At 42.6% G+C, this 23887-nt stretch carries 23 protein-coding genes; 11 read left to right on the forward strand and 12 right to left on the reverse strand.

Features of this window, described 5'->3' with window-relative positions:
* Positions 1-6: 6 nt before the first annotated feature.
* The 3 genes from GMES_RS16570 to GMES_RS16580 form a co-directional block, all read right to left on the reverse strand.
* The gene (locus tag GMES_RS16570) at positions 7-2259 is read right to left on the reverse strand and encodes a heavy metal translocating P-type ATPase (protein ID WP_006993906.1); all 2253 of its coding nucleotides are present in this window, start codon (positions 2257-2259) and stop codon (positions 7-9) included.
* The gene (locus GMES_RS16575) at positions 2249-2680 is read right to left on the reverse strand and encodes a MerR family transcriptional regulator (RefSeq protein ID WP_006993907.1); all 432 of its coding nucleotides are present in this window, start codon (positions 2678-2680) and stop codon (positions 2249-2251) included. The genes GMES_RS16570 and GMES_RS16575 overlap by 11 nt, the downstream gene beginning before the upstream one ends.
* A gap of 206 nt (positions 2681-2886) precedes the next feature.
* Positions 2887-3807 carry a diguanylate cyclase gene (locus GMES_RS16580; protein WP_006993908.1) on the reverse strand — a complete coding sequence of 307 codons (921 nt, stop codon included), beginning with the start codon at positions 3805-3807 and terminating at the stop codon, positions 2887-2889.
* Between the two features lie 353 nt (positions 3808-4160).
* Between GMES_RS16580 and GMES_RS16585 the strand changes: the two genes are divergently transcribed.
* Positions 4161-5159 (forward strand): 2-hydroxyacid dehydrogenase, encoded by a 999-nt coding sequence (locus GMES_RS16585; protein WP_006993909.1) that lies wholly within the window; start codon positions 4161-4163, stop codon positions 5157-5159.
* Complete coding sequence (locus tag GMES_RS16590) at positions 5137-6243, forward strand: 6-phosphofructokinase (protein WP_006993910.1); 1107 nt, start codon at positions 5137-5139, stop codon at positions 6241-6243. Before GMES_RS16585 ends, GMES_RS16590 begins: the two co-directional genes overlap by 23 nt.
* Here the strand turns inward: GMES_RS16590 and GMES_RS16595 are convergent.
* The 3 genes from GMES_RS16595 to glgC all read right to left on the reverse strand — a co-directional run bounded on the left by GMES_RS16595 (position 6236) and on the right by glgC (position 8979).
* On the reverse strand, positions 6236-6586 hold the full coding sequence (locus GMES_RS16595; protein WP_006993911.1) for a rhodanese-like domain-containing protein: 351 nt from the start codon (positions 6584-6586) through the stop codon (positions 6236-6238). The genes GMES_RS16590 and GMES_RS16595 overlap by 8 nt on opposite strands.
* Before the next feature lie 78 nt (positions 6587-6664).
* Positions 6665-7459: a helix-turn-helix domain-containing protein gene (locus tag GMES_RS16600; protein WP_006993912.1), complete on the reverse strand. Its 795-nt coding sequence runs from the start codon at positions 7457-7459 to the stop codon at positions 6665-6667.
* 200 nt (positions 7460-7659) lie between these two features.
* Positions 7660-8979: a glucose-1-phosphate adenylyltransferase gene (glgC, locus tag GMES_RS16605; protein WP_006993913.1), complete on the reverse strand. Its 1320-nt coding sequence runs from the start codon at positions 8977-8979 to the stop codon at positions 7660-7662.
* 353 nt (positions 8980-9332) lie between these two features.
* Between glgC and GMES_RS16610 the strand changes: the two genes are divergently transcribed.
* Positions 9333-9848, forward strand: a complete 516-nt coding sequence (locus GMES_RS16610; RefSeq protein ID WP_006993914.1) for a hypothetical protein — start codon at positions 9333-9335, stop codon at positions 9846-9848.
* 122 nt (positions 9849-9970) lie between these two features.
* Positions 9971-12115: a response regulator gene (locus GMES_RS16615; protein WP_226990324.1), complete on the forward strand. Its 2145-nt coding sequence runs from the start codon at positions 9971-9973 to the stop codon at positions 12113-12115.
* Between the two features lie 85 nt (positions 12116-12200).
* Here the strand turns inward: GMES_RS16615 and GMES_RS16620 are convergent, their stop codons facing one another.
* The 5 genes from GMES_RS16620 to GMES_RS16645 form a co-directional block, all read right to left on the reverse strand.
* Positions 12201-13091, reverse strand: a complete 891-nt coding sequence (locus GMES_RS16620; protein ID WP_006993916.1) for a phospholipase A — start codon at positions 13089-13091, stop codon at positions 12201-12203.
* A gap of 303 nt (positions 13092-13394) precedes the next feature.
* Entirely contained in the window at positions 13395-14495 is a 1101-nt protein-coding gene (locus tag GMES_RS16625) for an OmpA family protein (RefSeq protein WP_006993917.1), read from the reverse strand.
* Between the two features lie 842 nt (positions 14496-15337).
* Positions 15338-15868 carry an RNA polymerase sigma factor gene (locus GMES_RS16635; RefSeq protein ID WP_006993919.1) on the reverse strand — a complete coding sequence of 177 codons (531 nt, stop codon included), beginning with the start codon at positions 15866-15868 and terminating at the stop codon, positions 15338-15340.
* 23 nt (positions 15869-15891) lie between these two features.
* Positions 15892-16722, reverse strand: coding sequence for a mechanosensitive ion channel family protein (locus GMES_RS16640; RefSeq protein ID WP_006993920.1), 831 nt, complete (start codon positions 16720-16722; stop codon positions 15892-15894).
* On the reverse strand, positions 16719-16952 hold the full coding sequence (locus GMES_RS16645; RefSeq protein ID WP_006993921.1) for a hypothetical protein: 234 nt from the start codon (positions 16950-16952) through the stop codon (positions 16719-16721). Before GMES_RS16645 ends, GMES_RS16640 begins: the two co-directional genes overlap by 4 nt.
* A gap of 436 nt (positions 16953-17388) precedes the next feature.
* On the opposite strand from GMES_RS16645, the gene GMES_RS16650 reads away from it, so the two are divergent.
* The 3 genes from GMES_RS16650 to bfr (GMES_RS16660) all read left to right on the forward strand — a co-directional run bounded on the left by GMES_RS16650 (position 17389) and on the right by bfr (GMES_RS16660) (position 19810).
* On the forward strand, positions 17389-18465 hold the full coding sequence (locus GMES_RS16650; protein WP_006993922.1) for a DUF21 domain-containing protein: 1077 nt from the start codon (positions 17389-17391) through the stop codon (positions 18463-18465).
* A 398-nt stretch (positions 18466-18863) separates the two neighbouring features.
* Positions 18864-19343 (forward strand): bacterioferritin, encoded by a 480-nt coding sequence (gene bfr, locus GMES_RS16655; RefSeq protein WP_006993923.1) that lies wholly within the window; start codon positions 18864-18866, stop codon positions 19341-19343.
* Positions 19343-19810: a bacterioferritin gene (bfr, locus tag GMES_RS16660; protein WP_006993924.1), complete on the forward strand. Its 468-nt coding sequence runs from the start codon at positions 19343-19345 to the stop codon at positions 19808-19810. The genes bfr (GMES_RS16655) and bfr (GMES_RS16660) overlap by 1 nt, the downstream gene beginning before the upstream one ends.
* Before the next feature lie 166 nt (positions 19811-19976).
* On the opposite strand, the gene GMES_RS16665 is transcribed toward bfr (GMES_RS16660), so the two are convergent.
* Positions 19977-20438: a hypothetical protein gene (locus GMES_RS16665; protein ID WP_226990322.1), complete on the reverse strand. Its 462-nt coding sequence runs from the start codon at positions 20436-20438 to the stop codon at positions 19977-19979.
* A 239-nt stretch (positions 20439-20677) separates the two neighbouring features.
* Here GMES_RS16665 and ccoN point away from each other — a divergent pair, with 239 nt between their 5' ends.
* The 4 genes from ccoN to ccoP are packed head-to-tail and all read left to right on the forward strand — an operon-like array spanning position 20678 to position 23855.
* Positions 20678-22117, forward strand: a complete 1440-nt coding sequence (ccoN, locus tag GMES_RS16670) for a cytochrome-c oxidase, cbb3-type subunit I (protein WP_006993926.1) — start codon at positions 20678-20680, stop codon at positions 22115-22117.
* A gap of 11 nt (positions 22118-22128) precedes the next feature.
* Positions 22129-22734, forward strand: a complete 606-nt coding sequence (gene ccoO, locus GMES_RS16675; protein ID WP_006993927.1) for a cytochrome-c oxidase, cbb3-type subunit II — start codon at positions 22129-22131, stop codon at positions 22732-22734.
* Between the two features lies 1 nt (position 22735).
* Complete coding sequence (locus GMES_RS16680) at positions 22736-22909, forward strand: CcoQ/FixQ family Cbb3-type cytochrome c oxidase assembly chaperone (RefSeq protein ID WP_006993928.1); 174 nt, start codon at positions 22736-22738, stop codon at positions 22907-22909.
* The gene (ccoP, locus tag GMES_RS16685) at positions 22902-23855 is read left to right on the forward strand and encodes a cytochrome-c oxidase, cbb3-type subunit III (RefSeq protein WP_006993929.1); all 954 of its coding nucleotides are present in this window, start codon (positions 22902-22904) and stop codon (positions 23853-23855) included. Before GMES_RS16680 ends, ccoP begins: the two co-directional genes overlap by 8 nt.
* Positions 23856-23887: the final 32 nt, after the last annotated feature.

The raw sequence follows: 23887 nt of genomic DNA on the forward strand, positions 1-23887 counted from the left end.
TACGCACTAAGCTGTTTTATTAGCCTTGAAAAAGCGTAATCGATTTGCGTTACTCACCACAGTTAATGACGACATTGCCATGGCCGCCCCCGCGACTACAGGGTTAAGCAAAATGCCAAAAAATGGAAATAACACGCCGGCTGCAATAGGGATTCCAGCAACATTATAAATAAACGCGCCGAAGAGATTTTGTTTGATATTGGTGATAGTGGCTTGGCTTATTGCCAGCGCATCAGCCAAACCATGCAAGGAGCCGCGCATTAACGTTACATCCGCACTTTCAATCGCAACATCTGTGCCGGTTCCTATTGCGAACCCGACATCGGCTTGAGCAAGTGCTGGGGCATCATTGATACCATCCCCTGTCATTCCGACAACTTCCCCGCATTTTTGGCGCTTGATTACTTCTTCCACTTTGTCTTGTGGCATAACCTGAGCAATGTAATCATCAATACCCACTCGCTGTGCAACTGCCTTCGCTGTAGCCTCGTTATCGCCAGTTAGCATGACAAGGTGGATACCCTTGTTTTGCAACCGTTTTATTGCTGCTAATGAATCGTTTTTAATAGGATCTGATACCGCGATCAAAGCACTCAGTTTTTGATTTACCGCAAAATACATAGGCGTCTTAGCATCATTTGCTAGTGTCTCAGCTTGTACAACAGCAAGGCTAACGTCTATCCCAAATTCGCGCATTAGCGCTTCGTTACCAAATAACAAATGCTCACCATTTAGAGTGCCGGTCACCCCTTTACCGGTGATCGCGTCAAACTCAGTTACCGAGTTAAGCGGGTAATTGCGCTGTTTTGCATAGTCGACTATCGCTTGGGCTAACGGGTGCTCAGACTGACTTTCTAAACTGGCTACTAACGCCATTACACTAGACTCTTGACGTTGATCATACGTTGATATGTCGGTTACTTCGGGTTGACCTTGGGTAATTGTTCCTGTTTTATCCAACAACATGGTAGTAATTTTTGAGGCGCTTTGTAATGCCTCACCATTCCTGATCAGTACCCCAGCCTCGGCCGCTTTACCAACACCTACCATAACAGACATAGGTGTCGCTAAGCCTAATGCACAAGGACAAGCAATAATCAGCACAGTAGTAATAGCCGTGATCGCATAAGCAATGGCTGGCTGAGGCCCAAAATTGAGCCAGGCCAAACCTGCAATCACTGCCAGAATCATAACGATTGGCACAAAATAACCAGAAATCACGTCTGCTAAGCGCCCTATGGAAGGCTTAGAATTCTGCGCCCTTTTAACCATATTAATGATATGAGATAGGGTGGTGTCTTTGCCCACATGTGTCGCGCTAAACAACATACTACCGGTTTTATTAATGCTGCCGGCGACCACTTTGTCGCCCACGGCCTTGTTAACTGGCATAGGCTCACCCGTGAGCATGGATTCGTCCACTGTACTTTTTCCGTCTGTCAGTTCGCCGTCCACAGGGATTTTCTCACCGGGTCGAACTCGCACAATATCGTTAATCTGAACCTGGGCTATCTCAACGTCTTGCTCTTGCCCATTTCTCACCACTCGCGCGGTTTTTGCTTGCAATCCAATCAGTCTCTTAATCGCCTCGGAGGTGCGCCCTCTTGCCTTAACTTCAAACGCTAGCCCGAGATTAATAAGCCCTATGATCATTGCTGATGCTTCAAAATACACATGTCTCGCCACATCAGGTAACAGGTTAGGTGCTACTATGACCAACATTGAATAAGCCCAAGCAGTACCTGTACCGAGCGCTATCAGGGTATCCATATTTGCTGAGTGATTTTTGAAGGACTGCCACGCACCAAGATAAAAGTGTTTACCTGTGCCTATCATTACGCCCAAGGTGATGAACCCAACAACCGCCCATCCTATGCGCTGATTAAACGTGTTAACACTCATGTCGCCGATAAATAAACCATATAGCATTAAAGGTATGCCTAGGCCCAAAGCAATGACCATATTGCGCATCAGTTTTTTATAATGCGCTTCATCTGCTTGGGCTTTTTCATCCAATGCATCCTGTTCTGAGACCGAATTCATCGGCGTGGCGTCATAACCAATATCCTTCACGGAATCGATTAATGCATGACTGTTTACATCGCCATCAATTGTGACGGTTCGTTGTGCAAAGTTCATTTCTACACCAGTCACTCCTTCGACACCTGCTAACGCTTTCTCAATCTTATTCACACAACTTGCGCAGCTTGCTCCCTCAATTATGAAGCTCTGGGTTTTTACTTTGCCTTTATTGCTCATTTTTGGCCTCCATTGTTATGGGATCGACAAACGATTCGATCAAACTACACACCTGTTCAGCATTGGCACCATCTGGTGACTTGTCCCATTGCACGAGAGCTGATTGCATACGATTACGCAGCGCTAGCGTCTCTTTAAATAGCACCTCCGTTTCTTCTAATCGTTGGCTGATGAGCTTCCTTGTTAACGGACAAGGACAATTCCCCTGCTCAGACTCACTGATAATACTGTGTATATCTTTGACAGAAAATCCTAGTTGTCTTGCGCTTAATATAAAACGCAAGCGTCGCAAATCGTCAGCGCTATATAAGTGATAGCCGTTCATGTCACTAATAGCAGGAGTCAGTAGTTTCACTCGTGTGTAATAGCGCACGGTGTCAGTTGTTACACCTACGAAATCTGCTAATTGCTTGACCAACATATTTTGCTCCTATGTTTAGGCTGAGATTGAGCTAATGCAATCATGTTAAACCTATGTGCTGCTCATAGGTCAAGCTCAAAGTGTTCGATAAAAAAAATTATAAGATGAGAATACGATACACAGACAACGGCGAAGATTAGAGCGTGCTAAAGGGCTCGAAATAACGAACAAGGATGAATAGCAAATAGCAGGGAAATGTTGAAGTCTTATATGACCTTGTTGCGCCCGGTGTGCTTCGCTTTGTAGAGCTTTTTATCTGCCATGGAAATAAGATCACTCGAATAATCTTGGTCTGGCAAAATAGTAGATACACCAATACTGACCGTCAAAATTTGATGCGGTGACAGCCGGTGAGAGATTTTCAGTTGGTCAACCGCCTGTTGAATCTGTTTAGCAACGTGCTTTGCACCGCGTTCGTCTGTATTTGGCAACACACACGTGAATTCCTCCCCACCATATCGAGCCGCGATGTCTGTTGGGCGATTCAAGCTGCTCCTCACTGTCAAAGCCACAAGTTTTAACTGGTCGTCGGCCACCAGATGACCGTATTCGTCGTTATACTGTTTGAATAAATCAATATCGACCATGAGTAAAGAAATCGGCTGCTTAGTGCGTTTCGCTTGCGCTACTTGCTTAGCCAAATACTCGTCCAAATAGCGGCGGTTATAAACCCCGGTTAAGCCATCTAAATAGGCTAGCTTCTTAAGAACATCTGCTTGAAACTTTAATGTCAGGTGCGCCCTCACACGATTTTTTAACGGCAATGGATTCACCGGCTTCACCATATAATCTATGCCACCGGCTTGCCAGCAAGCGTTTTCTTCCTCTGAGCGCTGCAATGAGGTAATAAATACAATCGGAATGTCATTTATTTCAGGATCGTTCTTAATAATTCTACAGGTAGTAAGGCCATCTAAATTCGGCATTATAACGTCCATCAAAATAAGATCTGGTGCGTCACGTAAGCAAATATCTAATGCTTCTTGGCCCGTTTTGGCGAAGTTTAATTGGTAGCTATCCCCCAGTATTTGGTTGATCACCTGAATATTAATAGGCTGATCGTCCACCACTAAAATTTTTGCATTCGCTAACGAGTCTCTCGTCAGAAATGTAGAGGGTTGATTCAAAAGTAAACTCCTTTCTAGTAGAAAACTAATATCAGTCTTGCTTTTTAATACCATTTGCTAAGCAAAATCTATTCCTAAAAGTGAGAAAAATAATACTGGTCGTGGGTTAGATAAATCCTAAATGAGTTGAAAAGAGAGCATGGCAGATTAAGCCAAAAGCGGTACTTAATTCACACAGTACGTGCCTTATTTGAGCAAGTTAATCTAACCATTAATTAGATAAAATCAAAGAAAAATTATAATTAATAGTACAAGTAAAGTAGTGTTAAAATTGCTCACTATCAATATGTTTGAACAAACCAAGAGTACAATAATTTTTTTGCTAATGGGTTAAACGCTTAAGGAACAAATTGATGAAAATTGCTTTTTATAATACCAAAGCCTATGACCGAGAATACTTTACGAAAGAGAACGAAGAGCATCATCACGACATTCGCTATTTTGAACCGCATCTAAATGCTCAGACGGTAAACTTGATAACCGATGAAGTAGCCGTTTGTGCGTTTATTAATGATTGCCTTAACGCTGAAGTGCTTGGCGCGTTAAAAAACAAAGGCATTCAATTAATTGCACTTCGCTCTGCGGGCTTTAATCATGTAGATTTAGCGGCTGCAGAACAACTAGGTATGAGTGTGGTTCGCGTACCGGCCTACTCCCCTTACGCCGTTGCTGAGCATGCTGTCGCCTTATTGATGACCCTTAACCGCCGGGTTCACAGAGCCTATAACCGCGTACGAGAAGGTGACTTTTCGCTCAATAATTTAATGGGCTACGATATTCACGGCAAAACAGTGGGTGTTATTGGTACCGGTAAAATTGGTCAAATCTTCAGTAAAATAATGCTTGGCTTTGGTTGTCGTGTTATTGCCTATGATGTGCAAAAAAATGACTCATGTATCGATAATGGTGTTGAGTACGTCTCGCTAGAAACACTGTTCCAGCGTAGTGATATTATTTCACTGCACTGTCCCCTTAACGATTCAACTCACCATTTGATTGACGAAGCGGCGTTAGCAAAAATGAAACCTAACGTAACGATTATCAACACCAGTCGTGGCAAATTAATTGATACTAAAGCGGCAATTAAAGTGCTTAAAGCTGGGAAGATTGGCTTGCTAGGACTGGACGTGTACGAGGAAGAGGAAGCACTCTTCTTTGAAGATTTATCAGACAGCGTCATCCAAGATGATGTTTTTTCGCGCCTGACTACCTTTCCAAATGTACTTGTGACTTGTCATCAAGCCTTTTTCACTAAAGAAGCGATGGTAAAAATTGCACAAGTCACCTTGGATAATATCTATCAGTTTGAACATAATGGAGCCGTCGTTAATGGCGTTACAAACCCACAATAACCTGCGCGTTGGGATATTAACCGGCGGTGGCGACTGCCCTGGTCTGAACGCGGCTATACGTAGTGTCGCGAAAACACTTATGCTGACATCAAACGCCGAGATCATAGGCATTGAAGATGGGTTTTTAGGGTTTATTGAACGTCGTAGTCGCCCAATAAGTTATCAAGATTGCAGTGGAATTTTCGCGCTAGGCGGCACGATAATCGGTACCTGTAACCGTGCAGATCCCTTTAACTACAATGGCAGAGACTGTTCTAGTGAGGTAAAAGCCTATTATGACCAACTGCAATTAGATGCACTCGTTATCATAGGTGGAGATGGCACCCTGAGCATTGGCTATGAGCTGAGCAAATTAGGTCTCAATGTTGTTGGGGTCCCTAAAACCATAGACAACGACTTGATGTGCACTGAGCGAACATTCGGTTTTGACACTGCGGTCAGTATCGTCACTGATGCTATTGACCGTTTACGCACCACGGGACAATCTCATAAGCGGATCATGATTGTTGAAACAATGGGACGAAACGCCGGGTGGATAGCCCTGCACGCGGGTGTTGCCGGGGGTGCCGATAGCATTCTTATTCCTGAGTATCCATACGATATACAACGTGTTGCCAAAGCATGTACTGAACGTATGGGCTCCCATCACTTTTCTATCGTGGTAGTTGCAGAGGGAGCACGACCAGTAAATGGCCGAGTAAGCGTAAGAGAAAACATCGCGGGTAGTCCTGAGCCATCCCGTTTAGGGGGGATCGGTGAACAATTGAAGGTGCAATTAGGGCAGTTTATGGATGCAGAGATTCGAGCGACTACCTTAGGCCATATTCAGCGTGGTGGCTCCCCTACGTCTTTCGACAGAATATTTGCCACGAATTTAGGCAGTTATGCCGCCAAATTAGTGGAAAGTAAACAATTCAACCGTGCAGTAATCCAAAAAGGCAATAGACTGTCCCACGTCGCACTTGAGAGTGTGGCAAACAAGACGCGTAATGTACCCGCTGATGATTTAACACTTCAAACCGCTATCGCGATGGGAATCTGCTTCGGCACCCCGAACTTAAAGGCTTTTCCTCATGTTATGTAGAATGTGCCTGAATGATATTTTTTAAATCACCCGTCACCACATAGAGGTGGGTATACCCCACCCTGTGCAGTTGTTCCGCACTCAGTGCTGCGCGCACCGCACTGGCACAATGTAAATATATAGGCCGGGATCTATTCGGCTCTAAGGTAAGCATTTTCATTTCTAGTATGCCCCGAGGAATGTTTATTGCTCCTGTGACACTTTCTGTTTCATGCTCTGATGGCTCACGTACGTCAATCAGCAAACCATTGTCTTTTTTTCGATTGACTGCAGCCGTATCACAATCGAAATGTGGGATATGCTGTTTGATTTCTTCAACTATTTCCAACAACGTCTTAGCCATATTTACCCTTAAATACATTGAAAATGAACGTATTAGCTTAACCTAACGTCCTTAGTGAGTCATTGATGCTTTCGGGTATCACTGAATCATGGCTTGCGAAGTGTATGAATTCGCATGTAATAATGCTGTATTAGATTGCATAAATAAAGGATCGTTCTCTTCGACTTCAAAACGACTCAATGCTTGTAATTGGGGTATATCCAGCAAGGTAACTTGGCGTCTTTGAACTTGAATCAGCCCTTGTTGCTGCATAGTCGTAAGCAAACGACTAATGGTTTCAATAGCCATGCCAAGGTAATTTGCAATATCGATACGTGTCATACTTAATGTTAGCTGATTACTAGATAGCCCTCTTTTAGCTAGTCGAGCTGAGAGATCCAATAAAAACCCTGCCACCCGCTGTGCAGACGTCATACAATGATAGCTCATGGTTTGTTGTTGTTGCATCAATAAGCTTCGGCTCATATTACCTAAAAGCTGTTGACGACCCTGCTCAGAATTGGCCAGTAAAGCATTCACTGAATGCAGACTGATATAACATACACTACTGGTTTCTAAGAAGGTCACCGTTTGCGCGTGTTGCAACTGTGCAAAGCCATCAGTACCTACTAAGTCGCCCGGAAAACAAAAGTCAACGATTTGTTCTTCAGCATCCATCGATGAAATACTTGCCTTAGCTGAGCCAGAACGCACAATATATAAAGCGTTAAAAGCATCACCAGCACAATATAGCTTGTCACCCTTATGGTAAATTTTGTGGGTTAAAACCGGATTGTTTTGTTTATTTGCTAGTGGTTCCGCTTTTTCTGTACAGTTTCTTGATAGAGCGCAATGTTCACACGTTGGGCCTTGTATAGAATGAGACTGGGTCATAGGGGATTCCTTATAAACGTTTTGGCTAAGCAACTAGTGTTATTTATTATAATAACCACCTGCTCAGCTATTCGATATGCGGTGTTGTGCGTAATCGATTTCGGTTTATACCTATTGACATAAGCGACTGCTCTTTTAATCCTCATTACTCGACTTAGTGCGCTCACCGTCCTACTTTTTTTAAACATTACACTGTCCACTTAAGAATGCAGTTGTTTAGGCCGTGAATAGTCTTGAATCGCATGCTCCCAGGGCGCTTGTTCACGCAAGTTTTCAAGCATGTTCTGGGTCACTAATACAATACCATTCGGACTCACCCTAAAGCCGCGCGCCTGATCTTCATCGTGATCAAACCCAATGTTCATCCCAGTAGGAACACTGCAATTAGCAGCAATTATGGCGCGGTTAATATTCACATCACGACCAATCTCTACGTTGGGCAAGATGACTGACTCTGTTATTTTGCTATAGGAATGAACACGCACATCTACAAAGAGCAAAGAGCGGTCAATAGTAGCACCCGAGATAATGCACCCGCCCGAGACCATTGAGTCAGTTGCACTGCCTCGACGATTGTCATTGTTAAACACAAATTTAGCTGGGGGGGACTGTTTTTGGTAAGTCCAGATAGGCCATGAATCATCATAAATATCTAACTTTGGGGTCACCTCAATTAAATCGATATTTGCCTGCCAGAATGCATCCAATGTACCGATATCTTTCCAATAGGGTTTGAGCCCCGAGAGAGAATCAGTGAAGCGAAACGCATGCACTTCACAATCGGCAATACATTGAGGCACGATATCGTTACCAAAGTCATGCTCTGACTTTAAGGACTGAGCGTCTTTTTGTAATTCGTTTAGCAGAAATTCAGTGTTAAACACATATATACCCATTGACGCTAATGCCAAGGCGGGATCCTCAGGCAAGGGAGACGGCGAGGCGGGCTTTTCGTCAAACGACACAACCCGCCCTGATTTATTTATTTGCATCACACCAAAGGTATTCGCCGCTTCATTAATAGGTACTTCAATCCCCCCTATTGTAAGGTCAGCGCCACTTTGCACATGCTGAGCTAACATGTCTGCATAATCCATCTTGTAGATATGATCTCCCGCCAGCACCAATACGTATTTTGGGGATTGCTCTTTGATAAACTCAATATTTTGAAACAAGGCGTCTGCAGTGCCTTGGTACCAACGTGAAGAGCACTGCTGACTTGCGGGCAACAATTCTACAAACTCACCCATGTCACGATTTAGGTGGCTCCAGCCTTGTGATAGATGACGTAATAGTGAGTGCGATTTATATTGGGTGGCAATACCAATTTGCCGAATGCCTGAGTTAACACAATTGGACAAAGTGAAATCTATGACACGGAATTTGCCACCGAAGTGCAATGCGGGTTTTGACTGATGCTCAGTCAACTCTTTCAACCGCGTGCCCTTACCACCGGCAAGCACCAATGCAAGCGTATCTTTTGTTAACTGACTAACATATCTAGATGCGGCATAAACCATGATCTAACCTCCTTTGATGAATAATAAACACACGGCAGAATAAGCAGCCAACAGTATTAACGTGTTTACCTTAAAACAATAAGAAACAACACATTCCCCTGCTCGCTAACACTCAACCTATATAAATATGATGCTTTCATACAAAAAACAGAACAAATCGTCTGTATAGATATTATATCCCGTGCAGTTTATTTACCATCCATTAATTGTAATTTAGTGTGCAAACCGTTTGAGCTTGGGTTTGTGTTGCGCGCATGGTTTAACAAAAATCCTGAGAAATACGCCTAAAGTACAAGTGACTATTTCGCCTAAAAGATTACTCTGAACGTAAGTGAATAGGAGTAGGCAATGTTATGCGGAGCTTAATAACAGTGTGTGTCGCGTTAGTTGTCTTGAGCTTCTCTGCATCAGCTGAAGATCACGGTAAACATCGCGTTTCAGTCAGAGAGATCAATCATCAACTTAACCAGCAGTTTCCATTTGCACTGGATTTTAATGGCATTAAAGCTGCCTTTTTTGCGCCTAAATTAGTATTAAACGTATTAGAGCAACACGTGATCGTTGAGTTTTCGATGCTTGCTCAGCGCCAAGGTGAGCGCATTAATATTCCGTTTAAATTAACCGGGCATATTGCGTTTGACCCAATTCATAGACAGCTAATTTTAAACGACCTGTTATTCGATAATGCGCTAGCGAGGAGCGAACTGGTAAGTCAACCTTCCAAAGTAGTGGAGATGATTAAGGAAACCATTGTAGAGCATTTTCCTGCTATCACGCTGGCTGATTTTGATTTTTTAGGTTCCTCACTGGCCCCTGAAACTTCGATTGGATTACTTATTCAGGCCCGTCACGTGCAGCTTAGTTACTAGCAGTGACTGATAGTTAATCAGCCCCACAAACCGAATTAATAACGTCACTTGGACGACATATTTTGAATATTGAACACATTGTTAAACAAAAGATCAGGCGTTGCTATGTCATTTATGCAGTAGTGAGCTTGATATTACTTTGTCTGCCTTGGTTGTATGCTTACTCCAGCGCACAAGACAGAGCTAAAGCGAGTGAGTTTGTTCAGTTATCCTCTCAGCAGTCTCTGCTTATTCGTGACATCACGCTAAATCTATACCGTTTTGAACAGCCACTTACCCTTAAAGAAAAGCGCATTTTAAGACGCCAGAGTATCGTATTGATGAAGCAATTTAGTGATAATCACAATTACTTTTTAATTGCTGATTTACCGAGGAATGTCTTTCAAGGAGGTAATCACTCCGTTCATGATCTGTATTTTTCTAGCTCAGCTAGCATCGATAGTCTGTCAAAGGAGTTTTTTGATTATGTTGAACAGATTATTACATCAGGATTGATAGAAAACCGAAATGACCAAGCCATTGAAGCTAATAAGTATAATCCGCTAGTGGGTCATTTGGATCAGGCTGAAGCACAATTTACTGAAAATGAAGAACAAGCCCGTCGACATATGGTTAACGTTAGCATACTTGCTAGCATCATCAGTTTGATTGTCTTTGCAATAACGATCGTGGCCTTAATCTATCCTATCGAACAAATGCTTTTTAGACTAATAAAGCGCTTTTCACTTAATACCAAGCGCGCATATCGAGTAAAACGAGACGCCGGGTTGGACCAGCAAACAAAGAATCAATTTCTTTCTAATATGAGCCATAAATTGCGCTCGCCTATTAGTGGCATGTTTGGCATGCTAGAGCTAGCCAGCCAAGAAACAGATATAGATAGCCAAAAAGCTTACATTCAAAAAGCGCAAAAAGCGGGCAATCAACTTTTGTCTCTCGTAGATGAGTTATTAGACATATCACGCATTGAAGCTAAGGTTCTAACCTTTGACAAAATCGATTTTGAACTGCTAACCGTATTAGATTCAGTTATCGCGCCTACTGCTTCTAGTGCTGAAACGAAAGGCTTAACCTTTTCTTACAATGCAGCTTCCGCCCTTCCTCAATTCGCTATAGGAGACCCACTTAGACTCACTCAAACATTAAAGGGCCTGCTAGATAATGCAGTAAAGTTTACCGAAAACGGTGGAATTTCAGTCAATGTTAAACTCAGTATCGTCGACAAGCATTACATGCTGGACGTATTTATAAATGATACTGGCGTTGGCATAGAGCAAGACAAGCAAGATCAAATCTTCAATAAATTTTTTCAAGTCGACAAAACAAAAAACATTGCGATGAGCGGTGCAGGGTTGGGATTAACCATTGCAAAAGAGTTTGCACAAGGAATGGGCGGGGATCTTTCTTTAAGCAGTACTTTGGGAAGAGGCAGTACGTTTACGCTTTCTGTACCACTTGGGCGAAGTGAAAAGTGTGTTGGGTCAAACACGCCACTCAACCATAATCCTAAAGCAAAGTTCGCCGTGATTGATGATTTAGAAACAAGCCGTTTACACATTTCCCATGTACTGCAAGAAGATGGTTTCACGGTGGATTTGTTTGACTCTGCTACCCAATTTTTGCTTATGAAAGACGAAATTTTAGATTATGCAGGGCTAATTATTGATATCCATATGCCTGGGTATAATGGCTATGAATTAGCGGAAACTATTCATGCGATGTTTGGGAACAGTGCCCCGCCCTTTATATTCATATCAGCTTCGCCTGAAGCCATTCGTCACGATCGCTTTAATACCGAACATATGTGGCAAGGTTTCGCAAAACCAATGGATAAAAACAGATTTATCGACTCAATCAGAGTGCTGTCTGATAAAAATGCATTAAAAACAGCAGCCTTCGAGCCTGCTAATGTACTTCTTGTAGAAGACGAGCCGATTAATGCAGAAGTTGTTAAAACAATGCTCGAGCGAAACGGGCACATCGTCGAAGTGGCTACGACTGGTGCAGCTGCCCTTCATTTGGCAACAACGGTGCATTTTAATTTAATATTAATGGACATTAACCTACCTGACATGAGTGGTCTTGAAACAACACGATGTATCAAAGCTCAAGGTGTTGATACTGAAATCGTGGCGCTTACTGGGAACGCTTACGAAGAAGATAAACTAAAAACAAAAGAAGCTGGAATGAGCTATCACTTAGTCAAGCCCGTTATGTATCATGAATTGAACAACGTGATTAAATTAGCTCTACGCGTTGTGCATTAGACTGGTAGGGACAAAAATGCTCTAGCACGGCTAGAATATAAGCTAGCCGCCCACTTTATCACGCAGAGCCAACTACTTATTTGACTTATAACCAGTTGGTGAGTTTAACCCCGATACCCAAGCGTTGAGTATGCTGATTGAAATAGATTAAGCTTTCTCCGTAACCATTGAAGTACTCCACATACCCTCTTAGGTGACGAGTGATTGGAAAGGTCCAGCCCAATTGCACCGCGCCGCGATTATCACTTCTAAAGTTATTTCTAAACAAAAGCTCCAAAGTGTGATTGTCAGATATGCTCCATACACCACCTAATTCACCGTACCCCATGTAGCGCTCGATATAAGGGTTGTCGTCTCCGTCTGGGTCATCAAAAGACTGCTTATCTTCTTCAGGTACTCGCCACCATGTTCGTAAACCCCATGTGACATTCGCATTTTGAGCAAAAACAACTCCCCCAATAATACGATTCCAACTTCTTGATAACTCGCCTGTTTGACCATTAGATTGATGGTTTAGCGATACGAAGGTTTGCTCTATCGGTAATCCGAGTAGAGTCCATGGACGGCTATAATTAAAAATAATTTCCGGTTCGTAATTTGTTTCTCGAAATGGCGCCGATATCTCCCCATTGTAGGCTTGCCAATAGCTAGCGACGGTAAAAGCAACTTGTACATCAAGTCCGTCCCACATCAAATCTTCAACCGCTAAATATTTTAGAGAGATTTGAAATTTTGCTTCCGTGTCTTGGTATTTTTCAGCCTTAGGATCACCCGCGTAAGGCCGCTTGCTGATATTGGCAAAAGTAACGGGTAACAAGTAATTCGGTTTGTGAGGTAACAGCGCAAAAGGATTGAGTGACGCTCTATGTTCGAGGCGATCCCGTTTTTGCATGCGGTTGTCACTGTCTTGTGAACAAATTGCCCGCAAATCCCCAAGCGTTGTTTCGTCAGCAGATAATTCCATTTGTTTGAGCATACATTGCTCCAGTGATTTTTCACCAGAAGCTAGCTGCTGCGCCGTGCTTATACATGGAATTAATGCTAAAGCGCAGGAAAATGAATACGTTAAAAAGATTTGCACAATAAATACCTGTGTAGAGTTATCGTTTTGAACTGTTCGAAGTTTTAGTGCTTACGCTTCTTGATAAGGCTTATTCTGTAGCTAGTATGTCATAAAAAAGGCACTCATTAGAGTGCCTTATGGCATAAATATCGATATCTCGACTGCTTTTACACTGTTAATTAGGTGATTCAGTGCACAGTAAAAGACAAACGTGTTTTATTTTGATACTGCAATCTTGACCGTCGCTGTGACATAAGCTTCTATACGACGGTTTTTCTGATGCGCTTCACGGGTATTGGCTGAGTCCAATAATTTCGTTTCACCATAACCCACGGCTTCTAAGCGCGAGCTTGCAATATTGTACTGTTCAACTAAATATTGACGAACGTTTTGTGCACGCTCAACCGACAATTTCATATTGTATGCATCCGTGCCTGGCGCTGAAGCGTATCCCTCTATCACAGCGTTGGTTGTGCCGTAACGACGCATGAAATCAACAAACTCTTGCACGCTGGCACTATCAACATTTTTCAACTTGCTTGAATTGTTGTCGAACATAATTTTAAGTGACATTGTTTTAGACTCTTCAGTGAAAACACTGCAACCTTTGTTGTCTACTTTGTCGTTCTCTGGTGTGTTTGCACATTCATCTATCGCATCAACGACACCATCACTGTCGCTGTCAACCGCTGTCATCGGGCAACCATCAACGTTAACGCTTGTTCCATAAGGTGTATTCGGACATAAATCTTTTTGGTCAATGACACCATCGTTATCTGCATCTTGACTGATTCGCTTGCCACCCGTTTTACCAAAACTATATGCTATACCTACTTTGGCACTGTACTCAGGGTTTCCTTGACCAAAGTCATAATACCCTGCAAGTTCGGTGATCACTTTCCACTTATCATTCAACTGCCAATGGGCACCTAAACCTAAATCAGCCATACGGTAGCTTTCATCAAAACGCTGGTTTTTCAATCCACCAAAAATGTAATAGTTGCTCTGATTGATGAAGTACATCGCATCTATACCGATACGCTCACCGGTTATGTTGCCATTACCTGTGTCGGCGTCTATGTCTAACTTGGCCACTTCAAAACGAAAACCCCAATCTGGGTTTAGTTTAATGCCAATCTCGCCGCCCCAGCCTAAACCGCTGTCATAATCCGTGTTAGGTTCAAATTTTTCAGGATAAACTGAGTAATACTCACCGAATACGCCGCCCCAAATCTCTTTTTCAGACGATGATTGAGCCTGAGCAGACGTGCCGACTAAGGCACATGAAATGGCTACTGCTAGTGTGTGTTTTTTCATTATTATTTCTCCATTAAGTGTTTATATTTTTAATTTTTAACGTCGCCAACACAACTAGGGCTGCATTAGCGAGATATTTGCTGAATAGACGCTGCCTACTTAAAAAAAGTCACGGGAATGCCGTTTATTTTTTTTGAGGCAGCAATTTTTTAAATGGAACAAGGGCACCTATTACAATGCCGATAAGCAGCGTGCTTAAAATCAAAAGTAATCGCGGCATCGCAAAATCCCAAAAGAGAAAAGAGACATAGTCTAACTGCATATTCTGCAACACAAATATGGCAAATAGGACGACCAACACTATGTAAGTGTTACGTTTAAAATGGCCTTTGAATAAATTCACTGAATCACTCCTGTACTAATAAATATCGCGCATTAACGTCACGCAAGGATTTTTACATTTCTTTGCTGTTAATCTGCTTTGGGAAATTGACGCTGTCAGTGACTAAAAAGTCACAAATAAAATGTAAATGAAGTGATTCAATACCAATTCCAATAAATAATTGGCCTCCCAGAATACATTCAGCGGGTTTTGAACAAGGCGTCGGTTTACAGAGATGGTTGTTCCCTTTCAAATACCGAGAACGTAGTACCAGACCCGCTGAGGAATTCACTTCGGGCGAATTTTAAAAGGACTTACTCTGTGTTGCTCGAACTCGAAAGAGCACTACTATTACTTTATTCAAGCGCCTTGATTAAGTCCTTTTAAATTTTCGCTGAGTGGTTAATTATTTACTGGAGTTGGTATAATTCTGGAGGGGGCTATTAGTAGCGAAAATTATAAATCGAGGCTCATAATGATGACTGTGCTTAACAGTAACGGGTCTTATGAAAGGCAGATGTCACTGCTGGGATAAATCACTTTTCACTTTGTCGAGCGCCCGATAGTAGCGCATCTTGCTGGCACTTAACGCTAAGCCTAACTGCAGGCTTATTTCGTCAAAAGAGCACTCAAGTACCGCTTTCATTACCACTATTTCTCGGTCTAGGGGCTCCAAGCTTGCAAGCATTTGCTCAGTTGCTCCAAGGTCGAGTTCTTCCTCCGTTTCAGACTCCTCTTGATTTAACAGATGACTGATATCGTCAACGCGCTTTTTTTCACGTAATACATCCATGGCGGTGTTACGGGCAATGGTGACCGCCCAAGGAAAAAATTTATCGTGCTCTTTGAGTTGCTCTAGCTTGTGCCATGCCGTCATGAAGGTGTCTTGCAGTACATCATCTACTAAAGACGGGTTGTACAGAACCTTCGCTGCGATATAAGCTGCGATTTTCCCTTGGTATCGTCCATACAACTTAGCAAAGGCCATCGATGCATCGCCGCGGCGCTGCAAAGTGCGTTTTACTAGTTGAACATCCGTTAAGTCATGCACATTAATTAATCGCTACATCATGCCTAATGTATGGTCAGTCCGTCCAAAAACACCTTGTTATCAATTACTTTTAGGCTTTCGTCCGATGTGCGAATAATTGTGACCACGGCAGTAATCTCTACTACCTCTCCCTTGATACCGTCCTTTGTAGTGACGGTATCACCAATTTTAACCGTGTCGGATATATATAAAGAGTAAATAATATTCTGCGAGGCCTCACGGCTGCCTAAACCTAACGAGATCGCAGTACCGACTCCGAGGGTCGCCAAGGCAATGGCAATAATGGTATCCAGTAATACGGTGTCAATATCAAGCTGATTAATAGTCAAAGACAAGGTTAGAATAGCAACCAATCCATATGCCGCTTTTGACAACGGCCGAGCGAAGTCAAACTCTGCCGCTTTGGCGGCATTAAAAATAGCGTTTTTGATTAAATTGGCCGCGGCAAGTCCAAAAAGCAGGATTAAAGTTGCAGCAATAATTTTAGGAATAAAACGTAGGAACTGATCCATCGTTTCGCCTAATTGTGATAAGCCTAATGAATCTGCGGCGGTTACGATAAAGACCAAAAAGGTAATCCAAAATACCAACATGGCCAGTGTGCTAGAGACAGATACGTCTTTACCAAATTTGGCCAATTGCTGATCTATACCGGTGGCCTTTGCTAGCTTGTCTAGCCCCACTTTATTCAATACAGCATAGACTGCGAAGCGCAAAACCCGTGATATAAAATAGCCCACAAGCAGAATGACAAGCGCTGCAAATAACGAAGGGATGAATGCGGCGATTTCTTCTAGTAATGCCGCAAGGGAGCCAGACACGGCTTCAAACCAAATACTAATATTGTCTTTCATTGGAGTTTAACCTTTTTCTTTAATAGTTTTTTACTGTGGCTTATCATCAGTGGGGCAAAGAGCGTTAACAACATAGAGAAAACACCATGTACACCTAAGCGCACGACCTCTTTAGATTTATCGTACTTCATCACTTTCGCTGCCATGGCCTCAGGCTCAGGAAGCACCTGATTGGCCAGCGCATCCTCAGCAAGCTGACGCTCAAGTGCTTTATATTCATTATCACTCATGTATTTTCTCCGACGTGCAGCTGCCTGCAGATGAACACTTTATAACCCGAAAAGCTCTCAACTAGGATCGTGTACCACTATCAAGATAAGAGCTATAGGCGATATATTACTTATTGGACGAAGTGCTAAGCTAAAAAGTCACACATTTAATTATTTAATTTAAATTTCTGCGCTTACCCGCAATATACTTATTAAGACAAGTAAATATGGCATTGTGTGACTTTATTCACGACTAAGCCGTCTTATTTGTTTAACCCTTATCAACAAAGCGAGTTAGGTAAGTCAACTGACTAACTTAATAGCTTAAATATATAACAATATTAGAAGCTTAGCTCTATATTAATCCAGCTGTTTATTTACCAGGCTATTTATCCCTCCTGCGGTTTATTAAATTAGCTGTGTATAAAATACTAGGCGCTTTGCAATCGAGAATTTCATGACTATAGATATATTAATTTGGTTCGGCATCGCATTTTGTGTCACCCAATCGGCTATTTTTTCCGGTTTAAACTTAGCTTTTTTCAGTTTAAGTCGCCTACAACTCGATGTGGAAGCCAAACAAGGTAACGCGAATGCATCAGTTATCTTGTCTATGCGCGAAGACTCAAACTTTTTATTGTCTACTATTCTTTGGGGTAATGTGTCGATTAACGTGTTACTCACGTTACTGTCAGATTCGGTGCTTGCTGGAATGTATTCCTTCATGTTCTCGACCATTGTCATCACCTTTTTAGGTGAGATTTTTCCGCAGGCTTATTTCTCAAGAAATGCCTTACAGGTAGCATCAAAGCTGACACCTATTATTCGTTTCTATCAGGTTATTTTGTTTGTAGTAGCAAAACCCACTGCACTCATATTAGACGGTTGGTTAGGCCGAGAAGGCATCACCTATTTCCGTGAAAAAGAATTGACCGCGATTATAAATGCCCACATCGAAGCCGATGAAACAGATGTTGAGCATGTACAAGGGGTTGGTGCCCTTAATTTCCTGCAAGTAGATAACATCACGGTAAATGAAGAAGGCGAAGTAATTGATCCAAAAAGTATGCTTGAAATGCCATGTAAACTTGACCTGCCTTTGTTACCTGAACAAGGTAGCGACGACTTTGCACAATTTGTTAATCAGGTAAATGCCTCAGGGCACAAATGGGTTTTATTGTTGGATGAGGCTCGCACCCCATTATTGATGCTTGACGCAGATGGGTTTATTCGTGCGACGTTGGTGGACAATGCACCATGTGACCCTTATGCTTTTTGCCATCGACCACTTATCATCGAAGACGAGAATTGTACATTAGGTGACGCTATGCAACGCTTGAAAATCACCCAGGACATTGATGCGAGTTCAGATGAGGTGCTTCATGCTGACGTGATCGTTGTGTGGTCTACCACCTCACCACGCTTAATAACCGGTGCCGATATATTAGGCCGCCTTTTAAAAGGAATCGGGCGACGTTCAACCACTACCGACCATGAACAGGCAGTCAGTGTAGCGCCGGCTATACACGTTTAAATCAGGTTTATGTTGGCCTATATGGAAGCATTTTAATCGTAAGCCAGTCATGTATGCCCATTGCGATTAATCAAAGTGCTGTGACATCGGTTAAAATGCTCACAGTCTGCAGCTAAAATGCACAGCGCAGATCAACAGCACAAAATCCTCATTCAACGCCACCATTATGTTATCTGCTTTTCAACGATACCACGCGGTGTGTCGACTGTATCATTTTAGCCACGTTTTCTGTGTGGTTAAGAATCAAGATACAATCATCAATTATTCTCATTTCCATTATCTATCTATATGAAATAAAAAGGTTTTTTGATTTACTTACAATTGTATTCTATACTCCGCGCATTCGGTTACAGATAGGGCGGCTTTGCACCTTATCGCACTATTCAATAGGTGAAATTATGTTGCGCAGCAAAAAAGTTGTTTCTGCATTAAACGATGTGTTAACTGGCGAGCTAACGTCAATTAACCAGTATTTTCTGCATGCTCGAATGTATAAAAACTGGGGCTTAAGTGCGCTAGATAAAAAATGTTATAAAAAGTCCATTAAGGATATGAAACAAGCGGATGCGATCATCGAGCGCGTATTATTCTTACAAGGCTTACCCAACTTGCAAATGTTAGGCAAGTTATTGATCGGTGAAGATACCGAAGAAATGTTGCAATGCGATGCAACGTTTCAAAAACACCAGATCCCTGTGCTCAAAGACGCCATTAGTTTATGTGAGCAGGAGCAGGATTATGTGTCGCGCGAACTATTAGAAGATATTCTAGAGTACGAAGAAGATCATCTAGATTGGATTGAGACGCAAGAATATCAAATACAACACATGGGTTTGCAAAACTATCTTCAAGCTCAAGTGACTGAAGGGGAAGACTAATGAAAGGTAAAATTAACGTTATTTCAGGCCTTAACGCCCTACTCGCTTACGAATTAGCCGCGATGGATCAGTACTTTGTACATTCTCAAATGTACTTAGACTGGGGCTTAAACAAATTGTATGAACGCATCAATCATGAGTTTGATGATGAAAAAGGCCATGCAACTAAATTGATAGAGCGTATTTTGTTTCTTGAAGGCACGCCGAACATGGTTGATCGCGACGGTTTAGTGATTGGTACAGATGTTCCTTCGATGCTAGAAAGTGACTTGCGTGTCGAATATGCCGTAGGTGACAAACTAAAAGAAGTCATCGCTCTGGCAGAAACAGAACAAGATTATGTCACTCGGGACATGTTGATGGTTTTACTCGATGATACTGAAATGGATCATGCCCATTGGCTAGAGCAACAACTTGGTTTAATTAAGCGTATTGGTCTGTCTAATTACTTACAGTCTCAAATGTAAGCTACAGCAGCAAAATAATTATGTCATCAATGCCTGGTCAGTCACTGTCTAGGCATTTTTTTATTCTGAAATGTTCAACCAATACTCGGTTCATTACCCTAAGTCTAACCCTTCAATCTTGCATAAACCGTCTAAGGAATGGCCTTCGACATTATCAATTGTCCGCTCAATAATGTGTTTCAAAGTTAAAGAACACTCGTTTCTCATCCCCCGTGGCTGAATTGACAAAAAGTAATACTAGTTGCCAGCGCATGTCCCGTTCACTGCATGCCCCTAGAAACAATAGATTTTCTGAGATGGTTTTATTGTCTATGGTCGCTACACGGGTATTCATTAAAGCAGTCTGGCCCATATACATATTCACACCTTGCACGTAACTCTGCTGCAAATCGTATTGGCTTGGGTAGACCAATTCGATACTCAGTTCCTCTTCTACTTCAGCATTCTGTAAAAAACGCCCAGAAAATTGCACGCCATTTAATTCCACTTGGCACTTGTTTGTGTCGATTAACTGACACTGAGCCCCCTTTTGCGCACTCACATTAAAGATTGAATTAACGTATACAATACAAATAATGAGTAAAATTAATGCAAAAGGCCAAAAACGAGTAATAATTATACGATTCACGAGCAACTATTTTAATAACTTGATTTGTATCAAGTTTGCAATATAGAAACACGGCTTACAAGTACGTTTGAGCCTATCTTTTTGGGCTCATTTTGATTATTATACGCGGGTTTTTAGTATGCTAATTTTGTGTATGGGTATTGCTTACCCTAAATAATGTACTTATACACAAAACGAACATGCGCTAGAACACACACGAGACACACATACATCCTTATTGAAGTGGAAGATTCATTAAAATGAGTGAAGCGATTCAAGTACACCCTGACTACAATTATAAAGTTGTTCGTCAGTTTGCAGTTATGACGGTCGTCTGGGGCATTATTGGCATGTCGTTAGGCGTGTTTATTGCGGCCCAGTTATATTGGCCAGCCCTTAATTTCGACACACCTTGGTTGACGTTTTCACGTTTAAGGCCTTTACATACCAACGCCGTTATTTTCGCGTTTGGTGGGTGTGCATTGATGGCAACCTCATTTTATGTGGTTCAGCGTACCTCTCAGGTACGTATATTCAGTGACAAGCTCGCAGCATTCACCTTTTGGGGATGGCAAGCGGTTATTCTTTCGGCGGTAATCACCCTACCTATGGGTTTGACCTCAACTAAAGAATACGCTGAATTAGAATGGCCTATCGATATCCTCATCGCCTTAGTGTGGTCTGCATACATGATTAACTTTTTCGGAACGATGATTATCCGAAAAGTTTCTCATATATATGTAGCCAACTGGTTCTTCGGTGCATTTATCCTTACCGTGCTTGTACTTCACGTAGGTAACAGCATGGCTGTGCCCGTTTCGTTGTTTAAATCTTATTCAATGTATGCTGGTGCAGTAGATGCCATCATGCAGTGGTGGTACGGACACAACGCTGTTGGTTTCTTCTTAACAGCCGGTTTCTTAGGGATGATGTACTACTTCGTACCTAAGCAAGCTGGGCGTCCGGTGTACTCTTATCGTTTATCAGTAGTTCACTTCTGGGCTTTGATTTCACTGTACATTTGGGCAGGTCCTCATCACCTTCATTATACTGCCTTGCCAGATTGGACCCAATCTGTAGGTATGGTGATGTCAATTATCCTGTTCGTTCCTTCATGGGGCGGCATGATAAACGGTATTATGACTCTATCAGGTGCTTGGCATAAACTACGCACCGATCCGATCTTACGCTTCTTAGTGGTTTCATTGTCATTCTACGGGATGTCTACGTTTGAAGGCCCAATGATGGCAATCAAAACCGTGAATGCGCTGTCTCACTACACTGACTGGACCATAGGCCATGTTCACTCAGGTGCATTAGGTTGGGTAGCTATGGTGTCTATCGGCTCTATTTACCACCTTATTCCTGTGCTATTTAATAAACCTAAAATGCACAGCATCTATCTTATCAACGTTCACTTCTGGTTAGCGACAATCGGAGTGGTGTTGTACATAGTTGCTATGTGGATGTCAGGTGTATTGCAAGGCTTAATGTGGCGCGCGGTGAATGCTGATGGCACGCTTACCTATAGTTTCGTTGAAGCGCTTGAAGCGTCTAAACCTTTCTACTTTGTACGCTTCCTAGGCGGTGTGTTTGTTGTCGTTGGTATGCTGATTATGGCTTACAACTGCTACATGACCATCCGTTCTAAGTCTGAAAACGAGACTGCTCGTTCAGACGCCGAAGTTCAACCAGCGTAGGAGTCGCATAGATGAAGAATGCACACGAGATAGTAGAAAAGAACGTTGGTTTATTAACAATCTTAATTTTGGTCGCCATCAGCTTCGGCGCCATGGTTGAAATTACCCCGTTGATGTTTCAACAACAAACAATGAAACCAGTGGATGGCCTTGAGCCATACACTGCCCTAGAAATGGAAGGTCGTGACATTTACATTCGTGAAGGATGTGTTGGTTGTCATAGCCAGATGATCCGTCCATTTCGTGCTGAAACTGAACGCTACGGCCACTACTCAGTTGCCGGTGAGTCAGTTTGGGAACACCCATTCCTATGGGGCTCAAAACGCACAGGACCTGACTTGGCCCGTGTGGGTGGTCGCTACAGTGATGAATGGCACCGTGTTCATTTAAGAAACCCACGTGACGTAGTACCTGAATCGAATATGCCTGGTTTTCCTTGGTTATTTGAAAATCAACTAACTGGCGATTTAACCGCGAAAAAACTAGCCGTATTTCGTGACTTTGGTGTGCCTTACACCGACGAAGACATTGCAGGAGCGAAAGCTGCGGTTGAAGGTAAATATGAGATTGATGCGTTGGTTGCATATCTACAGTCTCTTGGAACTGCGTTGAAGTAATATGGATTACGCAATTACAGGAACCATATTTACCCTAATCGTATTCGTTGTATTTATAGGTATTGTTATTTGGGCCTACAGCAAACGTTCTAAGGCCGGCTTCGACGAAGCCGCCAATTTGATTTTTGCTGATGAGGACAAAAAAGAAAAGCGGGAGTCAGGCACACATGAGTAGCTTTTGGAGCATTTGGATCACAGTTATTACACTGGGAACAATTATTGGATGTTTTTTATTATTGCGTTGGTGTTTAAGCAATAAAACTGGCGTTGCTGAAGGCGAAGATATGCATCATGAATTTGATGGCATCATCGAAATCAACAACCAATTGCCTCGCTGGTGGACAATTATGTTTTACGCCACCATCGTTTGGGGTTTCTTGTACTTCATACTTTACCCTGGGCTAGGTAGCTTTGAAGGTGTGCTAGGTTGGAAGAGTTCTAACCAAGATATACGCTCATTGGCGGAATCTGAGCAAGCTCGCATTGATGCAAAAGAGAATGGCGACATCGTTCAATACGACCGCGAATTAGATTTTGCCGAAGAGCGTTTTGCGCCTATTTTTGATGCGTATGCAAAGCAACCTATCGAAACGTTAGCGAAAGATCCTGAAGCGTTAAAAGTGGGTCAGCGCTTATTTAGCCAAAACTGTTCACAGTGCCACGGTTCTGATGCTCGCGGTCAGCGCGGATTCCCTAACCTAACGGATCACGATTGGTTATATGGCGGCACGCCAGCCAAAATTATTGAAACTTTAACCTTGGGCCGCCAAGCAGCCATGCCAGCACAACTAGCGTCTATGGGTGAAAAAGGCATTGAAGAAGTTGCTGCTTATGCATTAAGCCTAAGCGGTCGTCAGGTCGACCCAGACTTAGCTGAAAAAGGTAAAGTTCGTTTTGCTATTTGTTCAGCCTGTCATGGTCCTGACGGTAAAGGTAATCAAGCACTTGGCGCGCCGAACTTAACCGATAATATTTGGTTATATGGCGGCAGCCACAAAGCGGTAACGGAAACCTTAACCTATGGTCGTAACGGTGTAATGCCATCATTCAAGAAAACCTTGGGCGATGAGAAAATTCACTTGGTTGCAGCATATGTTTACAGTTTATCGCAAGATAAATAGCACCGTTTTCGGTTAGAATAAGCCTCGCCTGT

The sequence above is a fragment of the Paraglaciecola mesophila KMM 241 genome, assembly GCF_000315015.1.
GTDB lineage: Bacteria > Pseudomonadota > Gammaproteobacteria > Enterobacterales > Alteromonadaceae > Paraglaciecola > Paraglaciecola mesophila.